Annotated in this window: 15 protein-coding genes; 6 read left to right on the forward strand and 9 right to left on the reverse strand. The window is 55.7% G+C overall.

All coding sequences use genetic code 11. The features are described 5' to 3' along the window. Window positions 1–638 precede the first annotated feature (638 nt). Genes AC2FLA_RS09920 through AC2FLA_RS09930 form a run of 3 tightly spaced genes read left to right on the forward strand, consistent with a single transcriptional unit; the run spans window position 639 to window position 5,709 of the window. Window positions 639–2,873 carry an ATP-dependent DNA helicase gene (locus tag AC2FLA_RS09920; RefSeq protein WP_496721838.1) on the forward strand — a complete coding sequence of 745 codons (2,235 nt, stop codon included), beginning with the start codon at window positions 639–641 and terminating at the stop codon, window positions 2,871–2,873. After that, entirely contained in the window at window positions 2,870–4,795 is a 1,926-nt protein-coding gene (locus tag AC2FLA_RS09925; RefSeq protein ID WP_496721840.1) for a DUF7017 domain-containing protein, read from the forward strand. Before AC2FLA_RS09920 ends, AC2FLA_RS09925 begins: the two co-directional genes overlap by 4 nt. 56 nt (window positions 4,796–4,851) lie before the next feature. Further along, window positions 4,852–5,709, forward strand: a complete 858-nt coding sequence (locus AC2FLA_RS09930) for a hypothetical protein (protein ID WP_496721842.1) — start codon at window positions 4,852–4,854, stop codon at window positions 5,707–5,709. Window positions 5,710–5,958: 249 nt separating this feature from the next. Here the strand turns inward: AC2FLA_RS09930 and AC2FLA_RS09935 are convergent, their stop codons facing one another. The 3 genes from AC2FLA_RS09935 to AC2FLA_RS09945 form a co-directional block, all read right to left on the reverse strand. After that, a complete protein-coding gene (locus AC2FLA_RS09935) occupies window positions 5,959–6,537 on the reverse strand; it encodes an SLOG cluster 4 domain-containing protein (protein ID WP_496721844.1) in 579 nt (192 codons plus the stop codon). After that, on the reverse strand, window positions 6,534–11,636 hold the full coding sequence (locus tag AC2FLA_RS09940) for a glycosyltransferase (protein WP_496721846.1): 5,103 nt from the start codon (window positions 11,634–11,636) through the stop codon (window positions 6,534–6,536). Before AC2FLA_RS09940 ends, AC2FLA_RS09935 begins: the two co-directional genes overlap by 4 nt. 434 nt (window positions 11,637–12,070) lie before the next feature. After that, window positions 12,071–13,009: a hypothetical protein gene (locus AC2FLA_RS09945; RefSeq protein WP_496721848.1), complete on the reverse strand. Its 939-nt coding sequence runs from the start codon at window positions 13,007–13,009 to the stop codon at window positions 12,071–12,073. Between AC2FLA_RS09945 and AC2FLA_RS09950 the strand changes: the two genes are divergently transcribed. Next, a complete protein-coding gene (locus AC2FLA_RS09950; protein WP_496721850.1) occupies window positions 12,965–14,659 on the forward strand; it encodes a UvrD-helicase domain-containing protein in 1,695 nt (564 codons plus the stop codon). The genes AC2FLA_RS09945 and AC2FLA_RS09950 overlap by 45 nt on opposite strands. A gap of 1,050 nt (window positions 14,660–15,709) precedes the next feature. Next, entirely contained in the window at window positions 15,710–16,822 is a 1,113-nt protein-coding gene (locus AC2FLA_RS09955; protein WP_496721852.1) for a DUF2652 domain-containing protein, read from the forward strand. A 284-nt stretch (window positions 16,823–17,106) separates the two neighbouring features. Here the strand turns inward: AC2FLA_RS09955 and AC2FLA_RS09960 are convergent, their stop codons facing one another. Continuing rightward, window positions 17,107–17,715: a 3'-5' exonuclease gene (locus tag AC2FLA_RS09960; protein WP_496721876.1), complete on the reverse strand. Its 609-nt coding sequence runs from the start codon at window positions 17,713–17,715 to the stop codon at window positions 17,107–17,109. Between the two features lie 409 nt (window positions 17,716–18,124). Here AC2FLA_RS09960 and AC2FLA_RS09965 point away from each other — a divergent pair, with 409 nt between their 5' ends. Beyond that, window positions 18,125–18,916, forward strand: a complete 792-nt coding sequence (locus AC2FLA_RS09965) for an inositol monophosphatase family protein (protein ID WP_496721854.1) — start codon at window positions 18,125–18,127, stop codon at window positions 18,914–18,916. Window positions 18,917–18,922: 6 nt separating this feature from the next. Here AC2FLA_RS09965 and AC2FLA_RS09970 read toward each other — a convergent pair whose 3' ends face one another. From AC2FLA_RS09970 to AC2FLA_RS09990, 5 genes are all read right to left on the reverse strand, one after another. Next, entirely contained in the window at window positions 18,923–19,489 is a 567-nt protein-coding gene (locus tag AC2FLA_RS09970) for a histidine phosphatase family protein (protein ID WP_496721856.1), read from the reverse strand. A 1-nt stretch (window position 19,490) separates the two neighbouring features. Beyond that, window positions 19,491–20,564, reverse strand: coding sequence for an ABC transporter ATP-binding protein (locus AC2FLA_RS09975; protein WP_496721858.1), 1,074 nt, complete (start codon window positions 20,562–20,564; stop codon window positions 19,491–19,493). Further along, window positions 20,561–22,777 carry an ABC transporter permease gene (locus tag AC2FLA_RS09980; RefSeq protein WP_496721860.1) on the reverse strand — a complete coding sequence of 739 codons (2,217 nt, stop codon included), beginning with the start codon at window positions 22,775–22,777 and terminating at the stop codon, window positions 20,561–20,563. Before AC2FLA_RS09980 ends, AC2FLA_RS09975 begins: the two co-directional genes overlap by 4 nt. After that, window positions 22,778–23,803 (reverse strand): ABC transporter substrate-binding protein, encoded by a 1,026-nt coding sequence (locus tag AC2FLA_RS09985; RefSeq protein ID WP_113788652.1) that lies wholly within the window; start codon window positions 23,801–23,803, stop codon window positions 22,778–22,780. Window positions 23,804–24,589: 786 nt separating this feature from the next. Continuing rightward, complete coding sequence (locus tag AC2FLA_RS09990) at window positions 24,590–25,093, reverse strand: tyrosine-type recombinase/integrase (RefSeq protein ID WP_496721862.1); 504 nt, start codon at window positions 25,091–25,093, stop codon at window positions 24,590–24,592. Between the last annotated feature and the right edge of the window lie 144 nt (window positions 25,094–25,237).

The following is a 25,237-nucleotide window of genomic DNA, read 5'->3' on the forward strand; positions in this document are numbered from 1 at the left end:
AGACTCTCTCAGCAGACAGGTTCGGTTTTTTCCGTATATCCGGAGGGAGGTTTCGAGTGCGCGAATTTCTCCACAGGCCCGGCGTTGAAATACTTGCAATATTTCAGTATGTTACCCATTGCTTGCAGATCGGACGATGCGTGGCAGGCGACCTTCGCAGGGCCAGCACGTCACCACACATCTCGCATTTTACGGTAAGAAATCCTGTCCAAGTGGCGTCACCAACTTTTTTTGATTTTTTTTGCGGATGCCCATCTTGCAGCAGCCCCCCTGCCCTTTGCTGCACATAATCAGTTGATCTTGAGGCGATTGAGGGCTTGTTCAGCTTTCATTCGATCAATGACCTGCTGACGAAGAGGGCGAAACGCGAGATACGCCTCCAAGAGGTTCAAGACATCCCGGGACTCCTCGACTTCGATGACCTTCAGAACGCCTACGCGCCCATCCACTTCCAGGTAGCGACGTCCTGACAAAGTCTCAAACCAGGATACCAGCCTTTGCGGTCGCTCTATCGAACCTCTGCATGATGTGTGCGGCCTTTTATTCCTGCCGTTCGCTGCAACCGATCGAGACTTGCACCGCAGATTAAACAGATTACTATCGCGCGGGATTTCGGTTGCAATTGTAGAGATAAGTTTTTGAAAGACGCCAATATATCCGGATCGGCCGCCCTCCTGTTTCACCTCCTACGCGACCACACCCTCACCGACGGACAGACCAATGCTGTGATTGATCTGGGCAAATTCCTCGACAGTGACAATCATGACGTCTTTTTGCTCAAGGGCTATGCCGGAACAGGAAAAACCTTTTTGATCGACGCGTTGGTCAAGATGTTGCGCGAGCAGGCGCGGACATCTGTTCTCTCCGCGCCAACTGGACGGGCTGCGCGGATTATCCGGGAAAGAACCGGCGAAGACGCGTCCACGATTCATGGAATGATTTACAACTTCGACTCTATCGTGGAACAGAAAACCGAGGGGGTCGAGGGGTCGGAGACCTACAAGCTGATTGTCAGTCTCTCGGTCAACGATGAGCCGAGCAATACAGTCTACATCACTGACGAAGCCTCACTCGTTTCCGACCAGTTTTCCGAGTCAGAGTTCTTTCAGTGCGGGTCCGGCCACGTGCTTCGAGATTTGATGCATTTCATCAACTTCGACAACAACGTCCACCGGAAAAAGCTGATCCTGATCGGCGATGACGCGCAGCTGCCACCCGTTGGCATGTCCTTTTCGCCTGCGCTCTCCCCGAATTACCTGATGAAAAACTTCGGTGTCCGTGTGTGCGGCTACGAACTTACAGATGTCGTTCGCCAGAAGGCGGATAGCGGCGTGCTGAAAACCGTCCAGCCACTCCGCGAAAGTCTCGAGGCTGGTGTGTTCAACAAGCTGTCCTTCGATACCGACCTTCTCGACGTAAGCAAGATCGAGATCGGCGACGCCGTATCGACCTACCTCGACAGCTGTGACCATCGTGTCAGCAACAAGTCAGTAATCATCACACGCTCAAACGCGGACGCCGGAATGTTCAATCGATCGATCCGGGAACGTCTTTTCCCAAGTCAGCCTGAGGCTGCGCCCGGCGACAAGCTATTGGTGGTCAAGAACACCGAAGTTGACGGCATACGGATTGCGAATGGGGATTTCGCTTTGGTAAGGTCGGTTTCGGCCGAACGAAAAATCCGTCATATCACGATCCGCCGGAAGAACGAGGAGACGGGCCGCGTCGAGGAGATTCCGATCGAGCTTTCGTTCAGGGAGGCCACTCTCGGTCTGCGAATGATCGATGGTTCGGCGACCTACATTACAACAAACATCATCGAGAACCTTCTTTACGAAGATCGACCCACGCTCACTTCCGACGAGCACAAAGCGCTCTACGTGGATTTCTGCCAGCGACATGCAGACCTCAGAAAGGACCGAGAGGCCTTCAGTCAGGCTCTCCGCAATGACCGCTATTTCAATGCCCTGCGGGTGAAATTTGGCTATGCGCTCACCTGCCATAAAGCACAGGGTAGCGAGTGGGAAAACGCGATTGTGAGCTGCGCCTCACTGTCGAACCCTTTGTCATCGGAAAATTTCCGATGGCTCTACACCGCGCTTACTCGCACCAAGTCTCGACTCTTCCTTATCGACCCACCCCGCCTCGAGGTCGGATCGGGTATCAAGCCCGCAGGACTGGGCCCCGGAATTTTTGCCACCCGTCGAGACCTGTCGGCCATGCCCGCACCTTTAACCACTCCCCGGTTGCCTGCGGCAGAGGCGCAAACCCCGGGCACTTCAGGCGGGTCATCATCCGACTCAGGCGATTTGCGCCAAATAATTCGTGATCAGGTAACGACGATACTCAACGGGACTGGCATCGAAATCGAGGGCGTGGAGCACAACCAATATCAGGAGGCTTACTTTTTCAGCCGCGGCAACGACCAAGCCAGATTGAACGTCTGCTACAGCGGCAAGGGTAAGATTACGCGGGTGATGGCCGCCCAAGATGGCGACCTTTCGACGGAGCTTGTGGCCTCTCTGTCCGTCATGATCGGCGGCACCTGCGTCGCCTCGCCCCCCGTGTCGGCCGCGACCAATGCTTTGATACCAGGCTCCTCAGCGCTGATATTCAGTCAACCCTTCCTCGAGGAGTTCCACCAAAAGCTCGTCTCGCTCACGCAAGCCCACGGGATCGTCTTAGCCGGCTTGCACCAGAAGCAATGGTTTCAGCGTTACAGCTTCCAGAAAGGCCCGGAGCGCGCCGAGGTGGACATATTTTACAACAGCAAACACGTCTTCACGAAGTGCCAGCCTGTTGGCCATGTCACCGCCCCCACCCCGCTCCTTTGCGACGTGCTCAGAATCCTGACTGTCGAGATGAACGCGTGAGCAATTCGAAGGAAGTCTTTCGGCTGCGGAAAGCCGGACAGATCGACGATGCCTACGCAATTGCCAAGTCCGACATTGCATCGCCCGGGGCCGACGACTGGAATGTCCGTGCGCTCAGTTGGTGTCTCATCGACCTCATCAAACGTGCGGCTGAGAAAAGGGATCAGGCGGAGATTGCCCGGTTGATATCGGAACTTGACCAGCTCACGCCGCCGGAAGACGAGGTTCTCGAAAAGCAAAGACGCTTCGCGCTGTCGCTCGCGGATAGTGCGCAACATGACATTCTCACGGCGCAGCAACGTAGCAAGGCGAAACGACATCGAGAGGCTGCGCAGATCTATCTTGGCCTTTATTCTCGCGGCACGCTCAATTCGACAAACCACACCGGATTCAGTTGGGACCTCTACTACTGGACCAGGGAGATGCTCTCTGGGCAGGAGGAAGTCGGGCCGGCAGCGATCGGCCAAGCAAGGCGAAATCTCAATGCTTACTTAAAGCTTGAGGTTGATTGTCCATCGCCACTTCACAGCTGTATGCTCAGGATCGCTTGGCAACTCGCTTCCGGCAACCATCTGAACTTGCCGGCTTTCCTGCGCTTATGGGGTCTCGAGAACCTGCTTCCTAAGGACTACGATCGATTCACGACGGATGATGGAAAGACACTGCCGGCCCTTGCCGAGAAGGTCGTCCACAGGGCGGCCAAGGATGCGGTCGCAAGTGGCGACACCAGTGCCATGAAGCATCTCATGCCGCACCTTCAGGCGATGATGAAGCGGTATCCTGACAATGTCTGGTTTCGGCAGAGCTTGATAAAGTTCCTCGCCGGCCTCGGCCGGTATGCGGAGGCGCGCGAACATGCAATTCTGTTCGCCCGCGAGAAATCACGCGAGTTCTGGGCTTGGGACCTCTTGGGTGACCTACAGGAGTCTGCGGAACTCCGCCTTGCCTGCTATTGCAAGGGTCTTTTGTGCCCCGCCGACGAAGCCTTTGTCGGACGACTGCGTTTGAAGCTTGCTCGCGAGCTAAAGACGGCGGAGCATCTTTCCGAGGCGCGCGGCGAGATCGAAGCCGTGGTCGCGCAACGCGAGAAATCGGGCTATCCCATCCCGAAAGAGGCCGAGGAGTTCATGGTCGAGCCCTGGTATGCAGAGGTAGCTGGGACCGCAACCAACAAGACATTATATGCCCAATTGGCCAAGAAGGCGGATGAGCTCTTGTTTTCAGATCTCGAATGGATCGACGCTTGCGCCGGGGAAAGCTTCACTCTGGGTGGAGACGATCGCAAGCGCCGCTGGAGGATCTACATCCCTGACAAGCCGACCCCCCGCGAGATTTCGGCGCCGGAACGCGTCCTCGGCCTTGGAGAGTTACAATTCGGACAGCCGATCAGGATCAAAGTCGACTTCGGCACCGACAAGTCGGACCAAGTCAAGCTCTACGCGGCTGACCTTCGTAACGCAGGTGTGCCTTTCGATATCTTTCCAACGACCGTCGGAGTCGTGGATCATGTCAATCTCAAAAAGGGTGTCCTGCATGTCATTGCGGGCCGCAATCTCGATGGCATCATCCCTACATCGGAGGTCACGGCAGGGATCGGGGACCACCTCGAAGTTCGTCTTGCTCACTTCAGCACACGCGGTGGGACACGAACGCGCGTGGTCTCGGCGGAAAAAACAGACGCCAAAGCAAACGACACTGTCTGCCGAACCTTCCGCGTTCGTGTCAGGATCAACAACGGGATGGGTTTCACCGACGACGGCATCTTCATTCCGCCTGACCTCGTCCGTGAGCACGGAGTCGAAAACGATGACCTCGTCTCGGGTCTGGCCGTCATCAATTTCGACAAGAAGAAACGGGCATGGGGCTGGAAGGCAATCCGCATCGCACCGGTGGAAGAACACAGCATTCCCGAGGCGGATTAACATGGCGGTCACTTAAGTATGAAATCGAAAAATACCGCAATGCAAGGAATATAAAAATGAACGAAGGGCTCGCGAAGGGATACGCGACTGCTTTTGTGGAACAACAGGTAGACCACAACTCCATCCGAGACTGGCTTGAAAGCCCCAGACGAACAAAAGCCTTCAACAAGTTCGCATTGTGTTCTCAAATGGAGTATGAGGGGCGCGTCCTTGAAGCGATGGCGCCCCTAATTCGCCCACCTTTCAGTGACCCGTTTATCCCCGCCCCATGGAGCGATTTGATTAAATCAGTCGGCGCGCAGTTGGTCAGTGCAGCGCCGGAAACCGAAGTTTTCCACGCCGCTCAGAGCGATGAGTTGGATTTCACCGAAAGATCTGTATTCCTGAATAACCTCTTTTTTACAGCGACTGAGGAAAGTGTGGAGGCTTCCTTGCTCACGGTCGCGAACATGAGCCACCATACGATAACAAGGTTGCTTCAGCGCGGCCTAGCCAACGAAGAATCCTTGGACTATCTTGTTTGGCTCTCGATGGCCATCGCCCGTGATCTTGCGCAGATTTTTGATTTGACGCCGCTGGCACGAGATGGTGCTTTTGACTTCCTCGTTCCTTTCATGGGCGGCGCGTTGGTCGCTCGGACAATGAAAGTCTCGCCAGGAATCGAAAAATCCTATCAAGGGGACCGATGGGTGTTCTCTCTGCGCACGTTCCTTGAAGAAGGCATGTTGAAACCCAACGACCGTGAGCGCATGGCTGGTATGGAAATCGAACAAGACGGGACCATGCGGCTTCGCTGGCTTGGACAAACCAGGGAAATGCAGCGAGGCCTAATGCGAGAAGCCGACGTCAACCACATCAAGGGATGGTTGCAAGCGAATGCTCGACCATCAAGGCCGAGGGCCACTGCCCGATGAATATGGGCCACTTGCGTCGCCGCTGAGAATGACTTGGGAAATGTCCGCTATCACTATTAGCGTTCAGTGATTTTTCTTTTTACTGCCTCAGTGAATGCCCGGAGCCCGCCATTCGTGAAGATGACAAAAACGGCCCACTACCGCCATCATGAGACCACAACTTGAGGAGACGATTTAGCATTGAGCTTGTGCCCTCAAAACAAAGCAAGGGCCAAGAGCGACTACTACCCTGATCGTGCTGTCGTCGTGCTAATCGCAGATGCCGCGATGCGTGCGATCATACAGGGGGCGCAAACGCTGGACGAGAGCGACGGCCTCCTGGGCTGTATCGGCACCATAGACGCGATCTTCAGGAATATTCGTATATCGCGTCCTTTCATCGATCGGCGCGTCGGCAAGCCGTCCGCTCCAGCCATTACAGCGAAGCGCAACCAACAGCCGTCGATGGATCCAAGCGAAAGCCATCTCGGAGAGTGTCCCGGCACCGCCGCCGATCGCAATCACTGCATCTGCTTGGGCCATCACGAGGTTTCGCCCATGATCCAGCCCGGTCGGGATGACGATATCAGCGTTCGAAGAGACGCGAGGGCCGCTCGGGTCTCTACCCGGAAGCAGGCCGATACACGCGCCATGCGCCCAGTTTGGCGACGTCCGGCCGCCTTCAAGCGCGGCGTCCATGACACCGCCCATGCCGCCAGTCATCACCGCAAAGCCCCTATCGACCAAGCATCGGCCCGTGCTGAAGGCAAGTTCAAGGCGCCGATCCTTGTCGGGAAGTGTCGCGTCTCCGATTACCGAGACGATCTGGCGGCGTTCTGTGCAGTTCATTGATATTCCTCTTCGATTCGCATCTCTCTTGCAATCAGCCGTGCGATCACCGCCTCGCGCGCTGTGGCCCTGGCGGTCTCGCGCGTCTCTCCCGGTTCATGAAGATAGAGCGGCTTGCGGATCCAAGTGGGCGCTCGCGCGGCCTCGACCATCGGCAGCATGAAAGCCCAGTCCGACGCCAGTTCGACATATGAACCGTCCAGCCGAAGCGCCTCGTCGGGCACACCGTCAAAAAGACCTTTTCGGAAACTGCGCAGGTGCTGCCAGACATTGCCGCCGCGGTTGCCTCGCGGATTGTCGAAGCACACCGTGTAGTCGACGCTCTTGTCAGTGCGCAACATGGAGCCAACGGTCAGGTCAGCACCCGCGTCATAGGCATTGGCAAGTTGGGTTAGCACATCACGGCCAATCAACTGATCGTCGGCATCGAGCGTCACTATGATCTGCCCGGGTGTGGCGCATAGATCGCGGATGGCATGAACGGTATTGGCCAGCAATCCGGCACGTCGGCGCCTTGCAACAAAGCTCACTCGATGCATGTCACCAGAAAGCATGTGCTCGACTTCCTCGGCGATCCAACGGGCAGATGCATCATCTACAACGATGGCACCCCAGTCCTGACGATCTTGCCTGAGGACCGAGTCCCAACAACGTCGGAACCGCTCCGGTGTCACGTTGTGTCCGCAAATGACGAATACAAAGCGCTCGTGTCGTTCTGGCAGCCGCCAGTCTTTCGCACCTCCGGTCCATTCGATTTGATCAACTTGAACTGCCGGCACCCGTCCCCTCGCAACGGATGCGCGCACTTCTTCCCATGCCTCGATATCACGCTTGCGGACATTAGGCGGATGCAAGCAGAAGCCGCCTACACCGCCTCCCCGCAAGGAAGTTCCCCGACCAAGCCGCACTGCTTCGTCCATCGCACGATGCCACGACAGATCCGGAGCGCCGTTCCGCTCGGTGTTCGGCAACGGAAGGATTGAGTTCATTCGCTCGAGGCAGACAAGGCCCAATCTGCTTTCGACTCGCCATGGGCCTTGCGACCCGGTAGCCGTCCATCGCATGCTGCTTTCATGAGCAACGGGAAAGCTGGCTGTCAGCGCCTGGGGATCCTCCCGCAATGCCGCGACCAGCTCGCTCACCGGGTCGCAGTTTCGGTCTGTGCGCGCGATCATCATGTCGATATCGGCATGAAGCACGTTCGGACCTTTGCAGGCATCGAACCCGGCCAGAAGCGCCCCAGTCGCGGCGCCGCCAGCGCTATGGCTTGCAGCGAGATCAAGTCCAAACCAGCGGAAATTGAGCGCGCTGAGAGCTGCAGGCGAGGATGGTGTCTCCACGATACGGTCGATCTCGCCTTCGCTCAGTAGGCGCTGCGCCGCGTTGCGTAAAGCCGAAATGTCCGCTTGGGCATGCGGTCTCGGGAAGCCGTCACTGCGCGAGTCGAGGGCCAGCACTGTCTCGTTGAACACACCGGGATGCTCCAACGCTGCCAGGATGTCGCGCAGTTGCAGATCCAGCGCCGCGGCGTCCATTGCACAAGCCTTGATCAACAGCGAGACATCGGGCTTCGAAGCGGGTGCCAGTTCGAGAACCAACAGATCGGACACAGTTTCGAAGCGCTCGAATTCGATGCATCGGCGTTCGTGCCGCGCCATGATGCGAAACCCGGCGCGCATCAGCCGACGGCGAAGCAATCGCTCGCTTCGATGTCTCTCGTGAAGAACCCGGCCTGTTGCGCGCACCGTCTTGGTCCATTCCGCAGCAGCATGATTGCCAGGAGGCGAAAGAGGCCTGGCTTCGGCCACGCAGGACCTGTGCGCATATGCGGGGTGACACAACGCGAATAGCACCCTCCCATCTGTCGCGACGGCAGCCCGCAGATCAGTGAGGACTTTGTTCAGCTCATCCTCGTCCAACAAACAGGCGACGCGTCGACATACCACAAGATCGAACCGGCCGGACGCGATGGCTTCTGAGCCCGTTTTGGCCCTGTGCACGCCAAGCGGAGCCAATTCATCCAGACGCGTTACGACGCCAGGATCAGGATCCCAGGCAACGACTTTGGCCCCCGCACGGGCAAGCGTGGCCGCCTGCTTGCCCTTGCCGGCCCCATAATCGAGAACCCGTTTCGGACGCAATGCCAAGGCGCGCGTGACCGTCGGATCTACCGACAACTCCAAGCCGAGACGTTCACGCACCGCCCGGATTAGGTTCTCATGCCCTTCAAGCTCAGGTAGATTCACATTATGCAGTGATTGGCGCATCAGCAGACCGATGTCGCTCCGCCACCACCATCGCCAGCACAACCAGGCACGACGGCACATCCGCACGAATTCCAAACCTTCGGCCTTCGGATCATCGACCGGTTTCAGGTCTGCCCCGTAGTCGATCAAGCGCACAGAGCCGTTCGCAACCCGCAGGTTCTTCGGATGCAGGTTTCGGCAAACGAGCCCTGCGCGATGCAAATCCGCGAGCAACTCGACAAGGCCTGGCCCGTGCCCGCCCGCCCAAGGATCCGATGATTCGAACGGCAAACTCATTAGCCATCCCAGAGATGTCCGTTCTATCGTTTGGGGCTTGATCAGTGCCGTCTTCGAGGAGGCTTCTCCGGTCAACATCCGAAGCGTAGGAACGGCTTCGGCCGCTTGTTCCGATGCCCAGCGGTCGAAGAGTTTCCAGATCGTGCGCCCGTCGGTGAAAACCACGCCTTCCGCGCCTTGCCCAAGGACATGAATGGGTGTGGACGTCACGACCGATGCACAAGCGGCTTGGCCACGTTCCTCGGCCAACAGCTGCGGGATCGCGTTCGAACGGCGCACCCTTCCGGAATGCTCCATGATGCGCGCATCAAGGCCAGAGAGGAAATCTCGAACCTCCACTGGGCCAAGAACACGGACCGCAGATTCGATTTGCGCGAAATTCTCAGTTGAGAACATCTGGAGCAGCTGTCGTGCCTGCGCGTCGAGTGTGATGCGCGCGACATAAGTCGGCGCCTCGTTTCGGATCCAATCCAAGAGCTCCAGTGCAAGGCCACGAATGCGGAAGAAGGAGAGGCGCAGAACGGCGAGGCGCTCGTCTTCATATTTTCCGCAGAGCGCCTCGACAAGGTCCGGGTCTTCGCCGGAATCAACCAATGCACTGAAAATTGCAAAGCCGCGCACATCATCGGCGATCCCTGCAAGATCAAGCTGTTGAGGTGCTGGAAGGCTACTACGGTCGTGCCGCACCGGAACGGGGACCGAGATGACTTTTCGATCGAAACGACGCTCTTGCATAAGTGCCCAAATCATGTCCGATCGCCGCGTCGGACGCCCTCCGATGGTGGGAGAAACATTGGGCAGATCCAACAAGGCTTCGGGATCAAAAATAAAGGTATTTCCGCCCCGATGGAGCGCATCTGCGGCTTCAAAAACACCCATGGCATCTGGGTCCGCTATCAGCGGGCGCAGCGGAGCTTCACCTGCAAGGATGCGCGGGATCATCGTCTCCAGCCGTGCAAGCGAATCCCTGCAGCTCTCGTCGGAGTGTTTCGGTTCAAGTGCAAAAGGAGTTTCAAGCCGGTCGGTCTCGATCCGGGAAAGATCATGATAGTAGTCTCGCCGGCCTGCACGCAACACAGCATTGTGGTGCTGTGCTGCCGGAACCGGTGCGTCCTCGGGAGAGGCCGACAACCGCCGCAGGTTCCACATCAGGTCCATCAGTTGCCCCCGGATACTGGCAACGGCAGGAAGCGGCGGTGCGCCGGTATAGGTCCCGATGCAGATGTCCGCGCCCGTTGCACGCATCCGGCGCAACGCTTGGCCAAGAACGAGAGGACGACGCTCCGAACCGGAAGACGTAGCAATAATCGGATCGAGACGCATGTCATCGTCAAGAATCCAGACTACACAACCCGGTCTTTCCTGCGCCATGTGATAGAGGCAACTTTGAAGGGCCGTTCGCGCATCGGAGATGGCGAGTCGCCCCTGTCGGTCCACACCCTCCGGGCGCCAATCCCCTTTCCTCTCAAGCAGTTCCAGCCCCGCTCGATCCACGACACGAATCCGTAGGCGGTCCCTCTTCTGCGCCACCATGGAGGCGAAACTTTGTCCAGAATTCGCTTCGGGCCGGTTCTCAAGCAACAAAACGTCGGGCGGCGCAAGTTCCTCGGCCTCGACCCTCTCGGCCAAGTCGTCCAGGAGGCGGGAGAGCGACTGGACGCGTCGGTCATCTGCGATGATGCCAACAATCAATGGCGGTGTCTCTTCCAACTGTGGAAAGGAAGGTCTGGCTGGCGGAATATTTTCACCAACGTCTGGGTCCGGATTTGGCGGTTCGACTGGCTGCCAATCAAAGAGCTTCTGCGCGCGATTGAGATGATTGGCGCGCACAGTCGGCGACATCAGCGCTCCATGAATGTGATCGAACATCTCCAGACCGGAATGTTTGGCCACCGAACCGGGAGACGAAAGCCGAGGGCGATCTGCACAGGCATAATGGCGCACACTTGGGGCTGATGTCGTCGCATATGTCAGATCTGGACGGCGGCACAGTCGGATCCACAAGTCGCGGTCGGTGCTGCTTTGCAGCGCTTCATTGAAGCCCCCAGCCTCGAGCAGGATGTCGAGCCGTGCCGCGAAAGTGGAGCCTTGAATCCCTGGGTTCCGCTCCATGAAAAGACTGGCGTCCACCGCGGCAGGCGGCTCGATTCTACGCGCATCCAAATCTGACTCGAGGCGCAGGAAAGGCGCCGCGACGACCTCGGCACCTTCTCGGATGCGTGCCTCGACCGCGGCGAGATGCTCGGGCGTCCATTCATCGTCGTCGTCGAGGAAAGCAACGAAGATATCCGTCATACCGGCGTGTTTTCGCAGCAGATGATCAAGCCCAGTATTCAGCGCACCCGAGAGCCCTTTCGTCCGGCGGTTGCGAAGAAGCTGAGCGGTTGGGGCCGCCGCTTTCACTTGCGGGGCAAGGTCAGTAGTTCTGTCGTCCTCGATTACGATAATTGCATCCGCAGGGCGAGATTGAGACAGGATGGAAGGTAGTGCGCGTTTCAACAGCAAGTTTTTACGCGCATGCGTTGCCAGCATCGCGACGATGGTAGGTCTGTTCATGGTCATCCCCGATGAAAGGAAGCAATTGGCTAACCGTCTTCCTTGCGAGAGCATGTCGGCTTAAGAGGCTTGCGGGATCGGTCATCGTGGATCCATCAAGCCCGATCCGGCACGTCAAACAACCAAGAGCAGCTGCAACCTTGAGTAGTTATCGGGTGGTGAGGTGTCAATCTCGAGGTGGAATGTCACGTCGATTAAGCTGGCATATATGCCTCGGCGGATATCTGTAATCGTCTCGCCCGGTCGCGTGTAATTCTCTTTGGAAACAGCTGGCCATGAGTGGCGTATGACGCATCGTGGTTTTTTTCTGCCCGATTTCCTGTGCGGAAAACCCTACAGGAGGACCTTCGAGCAAGGTGTAGCAAAAGATCCCAATCCACCCTTCCAACGCCCAGAATTTCCATTCCGAGCGTTAGAACACGCGGTGCCTCGGTTCATACAGAATCCTCAACCGAGGCATGGAACTGCAAAGCTCCAATACGATGGCGATGCTCTTTGAGGGCAGCGTTGCCCAGACCATGCGGTGCCGATTGAAAGATTGTCTCGACAACCAAATCACCAAGGACTTCACCCACTTCTGGCTCAACACCCCGACCAAACAGCTTGAGCTCTCTGGCATAAAGCCAGATGAAATAAGCGGTTTCATTCAACTGCTTCCGAGAAAATCGAGACCCGGCATCGCCAATATCATCCAGCAATTCCTCGACGGCTTGTGGCAGCGGATAGACGCCATGTCGCGCGCGACAACCGCGAGGCGGCATCGGATCCAATCTTTTTTGCGGAAGAAGGGTTGAGGCCGCAATCGCAGGAATTCCACGGAGCTTGTGAAAGAAATCCACATTGGCGCTCCAGGTTATCTGCAAATCCGGGCGCAATGTGACTTCATGTTGCCAAGCCCATTCCCGATCAATCTCGGATGGCGACAATCCTGATGCCATGGCCGCACCCGCGATCGCCGGCACCGGGTTTTTCTTGACCGACAGCCCAGCTTCAACAGCCAACCTCTGCAAATCGGCCCAAGGCTTGGTCCAGGTAATGCTCAATTCGGCCTGGAGCTGGCGCCCGGCTGCACGAATTCGCGTCCACCGCTTCGGAAGGCTCGAAGATTTGAGCTCGATATCCTCTATGATCCGGCCGAAGGGGATTTCAAGACGAAGCACGAATGGTATGCACAAATCGAAAGCCGCAACTTGCGGACGCTGCAAGGCGAGATGGTAAACAGCTTTGAAGAGTTGCTGATCGCCAACTGGCTGTTCCGGAACGGCATCGCCTACGAATACGAGCCGAGCTACGAGCACAAACTCCAGAAGACTGGGCGCCGCACCTACTTGCCCGATTTCCGGCTGACAGAGAGCGGCGTCTACATCGAGCATTTCGGTGTGCGTAAGAAACGCGGCAGGGACGGCGCGGAGGAATTGACTACCGCACCTTACGTCGATCGCGATGAATACCTCGAAAGCATGGACTGGAAACGGCAGGTCCATGCCGAGCACGAGACGGTTCTGGTGGAAACCTACAGTTGGGAGCGTGAAGAAGGTCGGCTGCTCGAAGCGCTTGCCGAAAAGCTTGAACCACATGTCACGCTGCGGCCGACCCCAGACATCGAGATTTACGATCGTGTGGCCGAGGTTGGGGTGGTGGACAGCTTCACTTCACTAATGGGCACCTTCCTGCGCCACTTCAAGAACGGCGGCTATCGGGTCGAGGATTGCTCCGACAAGGCGCAAACTTTGAAGTTGGGCAAGCGGGCGGAGGCCTTCCTCAAGATTTTCGGCGCGGTCTTTCGCGAGTATCAGTCCCGCCTTGGCGACCGCATCGACTTCGAGGACATGGTGAACCGCGCCATGGCGCTCGTCGAGAGTGGGCGTTACCAGAGCCCGTTCCGCCACATCCTCGTCGACGAGTTCCAGGACATCTCGACCGGTCGTGCGAGGCTGATTCAGGCACTTAAACGCCAGCACTCCGATGCCAGGGTGTTTGCCGTCGGCGACGACTGGCAGTCGATCTACCGCTTTGCCGGGTCGGACATTCACATCATGCGTAACTTTGGCGTGGAATTCGGTGGCACTTATTCAGGGGCCACTGGTGTTCATCGCACCGTCGATCTCCGTCGAACCTTCCGGTCGGTGGACAAGATCGCCCTGGCCGCCCGTCGCTTCGTTCTTCGTAACCCCGCTCAGATCACCAAAACGGTGATACCGGCAGGCAAAACTGACGAACCTTCGATCAAGATCGCTTGGACGCGCCGCGACATCGGGGAGAAGACCTTGAACGACGCAGTTGCCACTCTTGCCGCCACTGAAGGTAAAGGAGGCGGGAAGCCGTCGATCCTTATCCTCGGGCGATATCGTTTCCTGAGGCCCGATATAGGGCGACTCCAGCGTCAGAACCCCGGGGCGACGATCAACTTCAAGACCATCCATGCATCGAAAGGCCTGGAGGCCGATCACGTCATCATCCTCGGAGCCGACAACGTAAGGATGGGCTTTCCGTCCATGATCGTCGACGACCCTCTGCTCGGCCTGGTATCGCCCGAGGCCGAGCCATACCAAAATGCCGAAGAGCGGCGAGTCATGTATGTCGCCGTGACCCGGGCCCGTCGGACCGTGACCATACTCGCTTCCGAGGCCCGCCCCTCCGTCTTCGTCGAAGAGCTGATGAGAGAGCCTGAGTTCGGCGTAGTGGTGCCTTTGGATGCTCAGAAGCACACCCACACTTGTCCGGTTTGCGGTGGGCGTCTTCTACACATGGCCGGAAAAGACGGTCGCGATTGGTATCGCTGCGAGCACGTGAAGCTGTGCGGCAGCAGCATGCCGGCTTGTCCGGCCTGCGGTGTCGGCCTGCCGATCCATTCCCAGACCAAGGGAGAACTTGTTTGCACTGATTGCGGGGAGACCCAGCAGGCTTGCCCCAGTTGCGAAGCAGGATGGCTTGTCGAAAGGCGCGGCCGCTTTGGAGCATTTCTTGGCTGTGTTCGCTTCCCTGACTGTGCTGGAAAAGCCAAGCTAAAGAAAAGCGCATGACAGGCTGAAAGAGCACGCCCCAGCCGCAATTGGCCCGACCTTCGACAAAGGTCCACAGGTAGCGCATTCGGGACGTTCATGATCGCCGCAGCGAAGGACAGGCCACCGCCATTTCGGATAAACTTCTCCCTGTTTTGCAAGCGCTCAGTTGGTGGACCTACTACAACCGGGCTATGACACTTTACTATGACACCCCTGCCCGCTTTCTATGCCGAGATTGCCTAATCCGCCGTTAGAATGTCTTTATTTTATTGGTTTGAACCTTTCGGATAAAGTCTCAAAAACGGTCTCGAAAACCGTTGTGGGTGCAAGCCCACCCAGGGTTCGAATCCCTGTCTCTCCGCCACTAACATCCTAAAATTAATAGTTTTTCTGATGATAGTGATTCGGCGTCAATGTGCGCGCCAAAGCTCCCTTTTCTCAAGAGTCGGCATAACTATGCCGAGATTTGTGACTCCGATTGCACCGACTATGCCGAGATCGGGATCAAATTCCTCCACTTTGCCTTCTCGTCGGTAGAGGTTCTTAGCACAAGAAAAACGGGCCTCGCACGGGAGCTGATCGCGGCTGGGCGCAACGACTACAACCACCACTGCCCCGGCACGAGCCTCAACGGGCTCACCCCGTGGGAGTATCACCAACGGTAAAGAGAGGGCCGGTTCCTGCAACCGGCAAGGAAATTGCAACCAACTATGCCTACATAATGGAATTTGAAGGCAGTAAGATCGCCCGAATGACCAAGATCTGGAACGACGGGCACTCACTAAAACAACTCGGATGGGCGTAGGGCCATCGCTGTAGTGGCTCCGTCTTTTAGGGGCGGTGATGCGTGAATTGGTGACCACTTCGGCCTCTCACCTGCTACTAAGCCTCTGAGCTCCCAGCCTACGCTTCATGACGACCGTCTATGGCGAGTTTCAGCCCGAAGTGGTTTTGAGCCCTGTGTGAAACGCAAGCATTCCGCAGATCTGGCGTCAATTGACCTTGAGGGTTAATCGCCAGTGCAACAGAAAAAGTAATCCCGCCAAACACTCTTTTGGGGAGGGCGCCATGTCAACTCAAACTGGATATCTGTTGATCGCCGATATATCCGGATACACCCAATTTCTGACATCGTCAGAAATGGATCACGCCAATCCGATTTTGCAATCTTTGCTGGGAGTGCTGATCGAGCAAGTGGGTGATCCGCTTCATTTTTGGAAAACCGAAGGCGATGCGATTCTGGCTTATTCGACACGGCAAGATTTCCCCTCCGGTGAAACCTTCCTGACCATCTGCGAGAATCTCTACAACGCGTTTGCTCTTCGCCGACAGGACATAATTGCCAACACAACCTGTACCTGCAATGCGTGTGCCAATGTTGGAGGGCTGGATTTGAAGGTTATCGCCCATCATGGCCAGTTCGAAGAAATGCAGCCTGGCCTTGCAAAGGACTTTTCCGGTGCCGACGTTATTCTGGTTCACCGAATGGCCAAGACGAACGTTGTTGAAGCCACCGGTGTACGCAGTTACGCACTGTTCAGCGAGGCCGCTGCAAACGCCATGGATATCAAAGGTATAGTGGAACCGTTTTCACAGTACATCGAACATTTTGGCGAGGATTCAATGATGGTCTACGATTTGGCTAAATCGTGGGAACGTTTGCGTGCAAACCGCGAGCGCCATTTCTTGACCAAGGAAGACGGAGTTTGGACGTTCCGTCATCATTTCGATGCTCCAATTGCAGTCGTCTGGGAGGCGTTGGTCGCACCGGAGCTAAAGCTGAAATGGATGAACCGAGTACAGAAAATCACTGTCGACAGCCCACAAGGGCGTCTCGGCAACGGGTCGGGTTATCATTGCTCTCACGAATTGGCGGACTTTTTCTATCGCATCACTGATTGGGAACCGTTCGACTATTTCTCGACCTGCATCCAGGATCCGACGCGCGCTGGAGTAAGCCTGCCCGAGACGTATCAGCTGACGCAAACGAACACTGGCACCGACTTGCGATACACAATGGGTCAAGCGACGGATGCCGAGGGCAATAGGTCGGAAATCTCAGAACAGGAGGTTTCAGCGTTCCTGGCAGAATTCTGGCCACATCGTTCTCTGAGTTGGACGCACAACTCAACGCCTCGAAGTAAGAGTGCTTTGTTGGGGCGGCTTACATCGCGCTGGTAATCGCGAATTGCTGCTTACCATGTGTACGATGTCTGATGTCATCGCTCACCGGAGCAACAGTAGCAAATTCCCATACCCCATTTTTCAAGATTTAGCCAACGGTCCCACCCGTCACATACTCAAAGCCCCCTGCCCGCTACTAATTAACTACATAGACAGTTCATCCCCAAAATTCGAGCAAAGCAGAATTTGTGATGACTGCTTCAGCAGAGCCGAAGTTCGCATACTGCGTAACATCAGACGATCAGTTCGTCGTTCAGTAGCATCTTTTGGACCTTGACCGCTTATCTCTCGGATGGATTTCCGAATTGGAATTTCAATTGGCGGTTTGTCCTGAGATAAGACAACGGCGACCCTAAAGTCTTCTCTGCTTTCAAAATCACGGATGCCGAGGCACGGGCGTCTTCGCCTGCATCATGGTGATGAAACTCAAGGCCGAGGTATTTCTTAAGATTTGCCAACCCGTGCCCACCGGCGCCCTTCAACGACGGCCATGCGCGACGGGCAATCGTAACACTATTCGTCCAATGCGACGAGATCATTGGCAGGCCATACCGGGCACAAGCGGCCGTCATCGCCTTTTCATCGAACGTACTGTGTTGCACAAGGTTGTGGGTGTTCAGGACTTCAAACAAGGACGCGTAGACCATTGGGAAAGTTTCAGCCCCAATCACGGTTTCAGCGGAAATCCCGTGAAGCTCAGTATTGAAATTCTCAAATGGTCCCTCGGGATCAATCAGGACAGAATAGGTTTGCAACGAACCAGCGTCGCTAACAAAACAAAGCCCGATCTGGCAAATGCTACTGATAGATTTGCCCGCCGTTTCGACGTCCAACGCTATGAATCGAAAAGGCCCGGCAGGCGGCGTACTAAGATGCCCAAATCTGTTCAATGTGTCCACCGTTTGGGCGTGTTGCGCCGGTCGAATTTCATCAGCCTTCGCAACCGGGCCGAAAACTGAGTATCCTAGTTCTTGCGGGCCAAATGAATATTGGCAAGTCATTCTCGTCCTCAAGTAATGCAGCCTGCCTATATGACGCTTCGCTCAACGGCCCAAAGCGGACCGTCGCTACAACTACAATCGCTGCGATGCAGCGTTCTCCAAAGAAAGCCGACGTTGGTCACGAGCAACGTGCGGCTCCACTGCGTGGAAGTGATTGAGTGCTTTAATAGGGGCATTCTTTCGACAGAAACTCATTTGACGCGAAGAAAGTGGATTATAGCCTGACAAACACTGTTTTGTTTTCCGACACCCCTTCCCTTAGATGTGGTGATGCATTCAGCAGGAAGTGAGCCGATCAATGCAAAACATCATTGCAAGAAGAAACTTCGCCGTCGCGGTAGCCGAAGAGGCGGGCGCGCTAGCACTAGAGTATTTTGCTGCCAGAGACACCTTGGTCATTGATCAAAAGGGCGCGCAGGACTGGGTCAGCGAGGCGGATCGCGACGTCGAAACCTTTATTCGTCAAAAGATTATGAACTCTTTTCCCGATGATGGGATTTATGGCGAAGAACACGCCGAAAAAGCTGGCTCCAGCGGTTTTGACTGGGTGATTGATCCGATTGATGGGACAACGAACTTCGTCAATGGCATTCCTGCCTGGACGATTGTCTTAGCGGGCGTTTCGGAAAGTCAAACGCAGGTCGGCGTGATTTTCGAGCCAAACGTTGGTGAAACTTACGTGGCGGTTCGAGGCGAAGGTGCCACTTTGAATGGACACGCCATGCAGGTTGCCTCAAGCGTGGAACTTGCAAGTGGAACCGTCTCAATCGGCTATTCGAACCGGGTCGAAGCATCAAAGGTCATTCCGGTGATTGCGGCCCTTATCGAACGTGGCGCTCTCTATCATCGCAATGCAAGCGGTGCGCTTTCGCTGGCCTATGTCGCGGCGGGACGTCTTTTGGGGTACATTGAAGAGCACATGAACGCCTGGGATTGCCTCGCCGGTCAGTTGATGATCGCCGAAGCAGGTGGCGAGATCGAGGATCAAGACGCCGACGGGATGATCCGGGACGGTGGTCGCGTGATCGCTGGTACACCAGCCGTGTTCGAGACCTTGAAAATGATCTGCGAAGACGCTTGGAACGAATGACGCATTTCAGGCAATCGGGCGCCACCCGAATTCGGGTTGAAGAGTTTTAATATCCGCGCGCCAGAAGTGGCCCTGCCCAGATTGATCAAACCGCCGGTCGATTTCTTTCCCTGCCAGATGGCACCAAAGCAGTGTCCCGACCGCGCCGTGGGTTACAATGGCCAGATTTCTTCCGTCGTGGTTTTTGACGATTGACAGGACTGTTTGAACGATGCGCAATTGCGCAGCATGGGCTGTTTCCCAGCCACGAAAGCTGGAATTGGGTGCCCCGAAAAAGGTGTCAGCGGCGGACTCGAATATCGAGGGAGGAAGGAACCCGGTAGCGCTTCGGTCGTTTTCTCCCAGTCCAGGTTCGGATTTCGCGACCAGCCCCAAAGGTTTTGCAAGGATAGCCGCTGTCTCGAACGCTTTTCGCTCGGTGCTGGACCATATGTCTGTCACGCACGACATGGTCTTACTTTGTGCAAATGTGTCAGCTCGGGCGCGGCCAATTTCACTCAAACCCCATTCGGTGACCGGTGTCTCCGGTTCGACGACGACCTCCGGGTGAGAGACGACTAAAAGCTTACCCACATCACCCTTCCGGCAACAGAACGGGGCCGCGTCCGGCAAAAGACATTTTGACTTCCGAACCGATTTCCAGCGGTTCGTCCACGTCGTCCTGCACAGCAAATACCTGCCCGAAGGCACCGGCCAGAGTGTACTCCATCCTCACACCAACATAGGTCGCCTTGGCAACTTTGGCCGGGATGCCGGTATCAGATCCAATCAAAATCCGTGACGGGCGCACGGCCAGCGTTGCTGGTCCAGGCGTTAGACCACGAGAGGGGAGCGTATGTTGATAGCCCTCGATTTCGATCGTGGCTAAACCGCCTTCAACAGAAAGGATAGTGCAATTGATCAGGTTAGCCTCACCAATGAAATCGGCCACGAACCGGTCAACCGGCGCATCATAGAGTTTACGCGGTGTTCCGATCTGAGCGATAGCAGCGTTGCGCATGACGACAATCTCGTCTGAAACGGCAAGGGCTTCTTCCTGATCGTGTGTCACATAGACGACGGTCAAACCGAGATCTTGCTGAATGGCACGGATATCTTCGCGCACTTGGCGACGCAGTTTCGCATCGAGGTTTGAGAGAGGTTCGTCAAAGAGCAAAACCTGTGGCTCCAAAACCAATGCACGAGCGACGGCAACGCGCTGTTGCTGCCCACCGGAAAGTTCGCTTGGCAAACGATTATCGAAGCCCTTCAGGCCAACCAAGTCTAACCCATGCAGCGCGCGCGATCGGGACTCGCGCTTGTCGAAGCCGGAAAAGGTCAACCCATACATGACGTTTTCTAGCACGCTCATATGAGGAAAAAGCGCGTAGGATTGGAATACCATCGACACGTCACGGTCGGTAGCGGGTAATTTGGTCACGTCTCGGTCGCCGATCAGAATTCGGCCCGAGGTCGCCATTTCCAGACCTGCGATCATGCGCAACGTCGTCGTTTTACCGCAGCCTGAGGGGCCTAAAAGCGTCACCAGTTTGCCCGCTTGGACGTGCAGATCGATGCTGTCGACGGCCACCACATCCTTGCCGAACACTTTCGAGACACCGTCGAAACGAACAGGCGCGGCCTTACTTGCTATAGTCGTTTCGGTCATGTCGTTTTCTCTGCTCCGAGTTGTGTACGTCGCCCAATCTGAACACGGCCTACGAGGATTTGTAACATCCCGACTGCCGCCAACATCACGAAGATCAGCGTTGTGGAGTATGCGATTGCAAGACCGTAATCGTTGTTCTCGACCCGACCGATAATATAGCTGGTGGCCATGTCATACTCGGCGGAAACAAGGAATATCACCGCCGAAATCGCCGTCATTGCCCGGACAAAGCTGTAGACCAGCGCAGCCAGGATTGCCGGCCGCAAAAGCGGGAGGATCACTCGCCTGAATGTCTGCCACGAGTTCGCACCAAGCGTTAGCGAGGACTCGTCGAGGGATTTGTCCAACTGCGACATCGACGCGATACCCGCGCGAACCCCAACCGGCATATTGCGGAAGATAAAGCTGACGACCAAGATAACGCCTGTGCCGGTTATCTCGATTGGGGGCACATTAAATGCCAGAATATAGCTGACGCCAATAACGGTGCCGGGAATAGCGAAAGAGAGCATCGTGCCAAACTCAAACGCATTCTTTCCCGCAAAACTTTGCCGCGTTAGCAGATAGGCGGTGACCAACCCCACGGCGGCCGTCAGAGGCGCGGCAATGCCGGCGATGGTGATTGTGGTCCAGAAACTGTCCCAGGCGGCTCCGGTCCAGCGAATACCCTCTTCCTCGAAGCGGACCGAAAAGGCAGTGACGTAGTGCTTGAACGTCAGCGAGTTATCGACGCCCCACAGTTCGACAATACTTCCGTAGATGATCATCCCGTAAACCACAGCAGTGAAAACCGCCCAGGCAACTGCAATGCCCAGAACCGGTATGGCAAGGCCCCTTGGCATCAAGGGATGTACACCCGCGTCGCCTTTGCCGGAAACGGTGGTATAGCTCTTTTTCCCCAACCACGCGCGCTGCGCATAGAAGGCAGAAAGTGTGAAGAACAAGAGCACCATGGCTAGAACAGCAGCCCGGCCCTGATCGTACTGCGCACCGACGATGGCAAAAAATATCTCAGTCGAAAGCACATCGAAGTTTCCGCCCAAGACAAGTGGGTTGCCAAAATCGGCCATAGATTCGATGAACCCCAGTAAAAAAGCATTAGCCAGGCCCGGTCGCATCAGAGGCAGGGACACGGTTTTGAAGGTTTGCCAACGATTGGCTCGAAGGGTTTGGGCGGCCTCCTCCATCGATGGTGACACCCCTTCTACCACCCCGATCAAGACCAGAAAGGCGATTGGCGTAAATGCCAGCGTCTGAGCGATCAGCACCCCGGGCATGCCATATAGCCAGCGCGTCGGCTGCACGCCAAAGATCTCGGCAACAAATCTGGTGACCGACCCGGAAAGCCCAAACAACAGGATCAGTGCCAGACCAATCACGAAAGGCGGCGTAATAATCGGCAAGACTGTCAACGCGCGCATCCCGCGTTTAAAGCGGAATCCCGACCGTGTGACGACAAGCGCAAAACAAAGGCCAAGCACGGTCGTGATGAAACCCACAAGAATTGCAAGAAACAGAGAGTTCCACGCGGCACCGCATTTGGCACCGGCAAAACAACCCAAGCCCCAAAGTCGGTCATCAAAGAACTTCGAGGCAAAAACCGAAACTGAATAGGCACCGTCTTCAGTAACGAAGGCGGCAAACAACATCTTCGCAATTGGAAAGAAGACGAAAACTGTAACAATGGTGATTACGCCACCAATAGCGCTGACGACGAAAACGTCGCCATTGATGGCGCCGCGCGCCGCAATACCCTGAGTTAAAAGGAACAGGAACGCTGTGGCGCAGATCATCGCGCCGTATCCCATGCCGAACTGGCGGATCTTCGGTTCTCCGAACAGCGCCTTCATCCAGTCGAAATTGAACCCGCGAATGCCAATTGAGAACCCTTGCGCAATCAGCCAGCCAAAACCCAAGGCACCAGCCAAAATCAGGATGCGCGCGTATTGCGGATCGGACTTCGGTTTGCCGAGTACCAACAAAGGCAACGCAAGCGGGACCAAAAGCGGCGTAAGCCACAGCTTTTCGCCTTGTCCGACCAGAAAAGCGGCGGGCGCATAATCTTCATCGAACGGATATCCATCGACCAGCCATACGAATGACCAAATGCCATCCTCTACCATGAACCATGGCAGCAGGCAGAAACCGACCCACCCGGCAACAATCCAGAAGATCAGAACCGGGTGGTTCGTTTTTGACGTGGTTTCAGTCACTTACTGAGGCAGCACAGAGACCTCTTCGTCCCATTTCTGCAAAAGGCGCTTGCGTTCATCTGACGAGCCATACTTTTTGAAGTCATAGTCGATCAGCTTGATCTGGCTCATGTCAGGTGCGCTTTCAGAGGTTTCCGCATTTTTGTTGGACGGAACCTGGAAGGCGTTAACCTCAAGCGCAAGGTTCTGGGCCTCGGGGCTGAGCGCCCAGTCATAGAACTTTTTGGCTTCTTCTTCATTCCGGGCACCGTCGATGATCGACATCGAGCCGATCTCATAGCCTGTGCCTTCGCATGGGGCCACGACCTTGACCGGAAAACCTGATACGGCCTGCTTGACCGCATCATGCATGAAGACGATACCGATGGTGTTCTCACCCCGACCGGCGGCCTTGATTGGGGCTGAACCCGACTTGGTGTATTGGTTGATGTTCGAGTGCAGGCCCTTCATGAACTCAAAGCCGTCGTCTTCGCCAAATATCTGAACCATCGAGGCAAGCGTCGTATAAGCGGTGCCCGAGGAATTCGGGTTCGCCATTTGCACGTGCCCTTTATACTCGGGCTTCAGCAAGTCTTTCCAACATGCGGGCTCAGGCAGGCTGTTCGCGGCCAAGAGGTCGGAGTTGTAGCCGTAGCCGAGTGCGCCTGAATAAATTCCGATGGTTTTGTTACCTGCACTTTCAGCCTGCGAGATCGCCCAGTCGTGAAGCTGGTCACGCATCGGCGACACGTATTCCATCGTCAGGCCTTCTTCGGCAGCTTGCAAATGGGGATCACCGGTACCGCCCCACCATACATCGCCTTTAGGGTTAGAACTTTCCGCGCGAATTTGTGCAAACGTCTCGCCCGACGACTTGCGGGTCATATTGACGTCTATGCCGGTGGCATCCTCGAAACTGCGCGCCATGAGTTGACACCAATCTTCCTGTGCCGAGCAGTAAAACGTCAGCTTCTCAGCTTGGGCCGCACTTACCGAAGCCGCAAATGCTATCAGCGATCCCGCCAGCGTTGTCGTCAGATTTTTCAATTTCTTTCCTCCCCTATGTGTCGTGCCGAAATTCCCAGCGCGATACTCGTCAATTCGTCGTTGGAGGCGGTGGCTCAAAGTCGCTAGTGGATCTAATTGCGTTGGCCAAATCAATATCCGACCAGCCTCCCAATGACAGAAACAATCTCAACACCGTACTGTTAGTTCTGCAAGGAAATTCCACGAGTACTATTTTTCTTGCGCCGCCAGTTTCTTTGATCACCAAGCCAGTTTACAGCACCAAGTAAGAAGATCGGGAGTGTATTTTGATGCCGCATTGTTTAGATGGCCTTTTGCTGAAGCGACCTTTCTCTCATGTAAAGCAATCATCGTATTGCGATATTAAGGTATAGTTTTGGCCTGCAATCTGAGTCTCCATGCGGCTGCAGCGAACTTCCGCTTTCCGCCCTTCAGAACCTCAATGCGCGTTCGGTAACCGCTGACGAAGTTAACTCACCTTCAATCACTATGACGCTTTCCTATGACACCCCTCCCCGCTTTCTGTGCCGAACCTGCCCATCTTGCCATCACAAGACCCTTGTTTTATTGATCCGAGGTCTTCTGGTTTGATGCCAAAAACGGTCTCGAAAACCGTTGTGGGTGCAAGCCCACCCAGGGTACGAATCCCTGTCTCTCCGCCACTACCCCAATGAAAAGACGTGATAATTAGCGAATTTTGGGGCGGGGTGCGATTTCCGTTGTTACGGCAGTCTGGGGCCAAAGGTGTCATACTATGACCCCTTTTGGGTCTTCCGGCTATGCCAACTATGCTCCTGTTGACGCCTACTATGTCACCGTTGACCCCTTCTCACATCCAATCAGGCAATCAAAAAGGGACCACACGTCTGCGGGATCCCTTTTGAATTCTGCGGCTTTTGTTGAGCTTAAACAGATCCTGTTGTCGCCATCAGCTTGCATACAGGCGATTTCCTCTTGTGTAAGGTAACGCAGGTAATAGCGTTCTGTGGTCAGCAGAGAACCATGCCCAATGTACTTTTGGGCTTTGTAAATCGACGATCCTTCCTTAAGGCGTTCGATTGCAAACTTATGCCGCAGATCATGAAGCCGCGCTCCAAATCCGGTCTCCTGACCATACTCCCCAAAGAGGTTTGAAGGACCCTCATAAAATCCGTGCTCGGTTGAATTCCAAAACACATAAGTAGAGGCCTTCGAGCGAGGAATTTTACGCAGGATGTCTATTGTAATTTGGCGCAACTGGATGGTGCGGGTTTTACCCCCTTTTGTGTTTCTCAGAACAGCCTGCACATTGCTTTCAACTGGGTTCTCCATTCCGGAGATGCCTAGGGTCAGGACCCATTGATTTCCGCTTGGCTGCGTGATTCACGGTTCGAAAATCGAGCGGTGACCATGTCTGATCTTTTCTGGCTGACGGATGCGCAGATGGCGCGTCTTGAGCCTTTCTTCCCCAAGTCC

Source organism: Ruegeria sp. CDSA033, from assembly GCF_059612305.1.

What these genes read in the sequence shown, in the direction of transcription:
- AC2FLA_RS09965 (WP_496721854.1), top strand. Translation starts at nt 18,125, where the DNA reads ATGCAAAACATCATTGCAAGAAGAAACTTCGCCGTCGCGGTAGCCGAA.
- AC2FLA_RS09935 (WP_496721844.1), bottom strand. Translation starts at nt 6,537, where the DNA reads ATGAACTGCACAGAACGCCGCCAGATCGTCTCGGTAATCGGAGACGCG.
- AC2FLA_RS09975 (WP_496721858.1), bottom strand. Translation starts at nt 20,564, where the DNA reads ATGACCGAAACGACTATAGCAAGTAAGGCCGCGCCTGTTCGTTTCGAC.
- AC2FLA_RS09955 (WP_496721852.1), top strand. Translation starts at nt 15,710, where the DNA reads ATGTCAACTCAAACTGGATATCTGTTGATCGCCGATATATCCGGATAC.
- AC2FLA_RS09945 (WP_496721848.1), bottom strand. Translation starts at nt 13,009, where the DNA reads ATGCTCGATGTAGACGCCGCTCTCTGTCAGCCGGAAATCGGGCAAGTA.
- AC2FLA_RS09990 (WP_496721862.1), bottom strand. Translation starts at nt 25,093, where the DNA reads ATGGAGAACCCAGTTGAAAGCAATGTGCAGGCTGTTCTGAGAAACACA.
- AC2FLA_RS09930 (WP_496721842.1), top strand. Translation starts at nt 4,852, where the DNA reads ATGAACGAAGGGCTCGCGAAGGGATACGCGACTGCTTTTGTGGAACAA.
- AC2FLA_RS09940 (WP_496721846.1), bottom strand. Translation starts at nt 11,636, where the DNA reads ATGAACAGACCTACCATCGTCGCGATGCTGGCAACGCATGCGCGTAAA.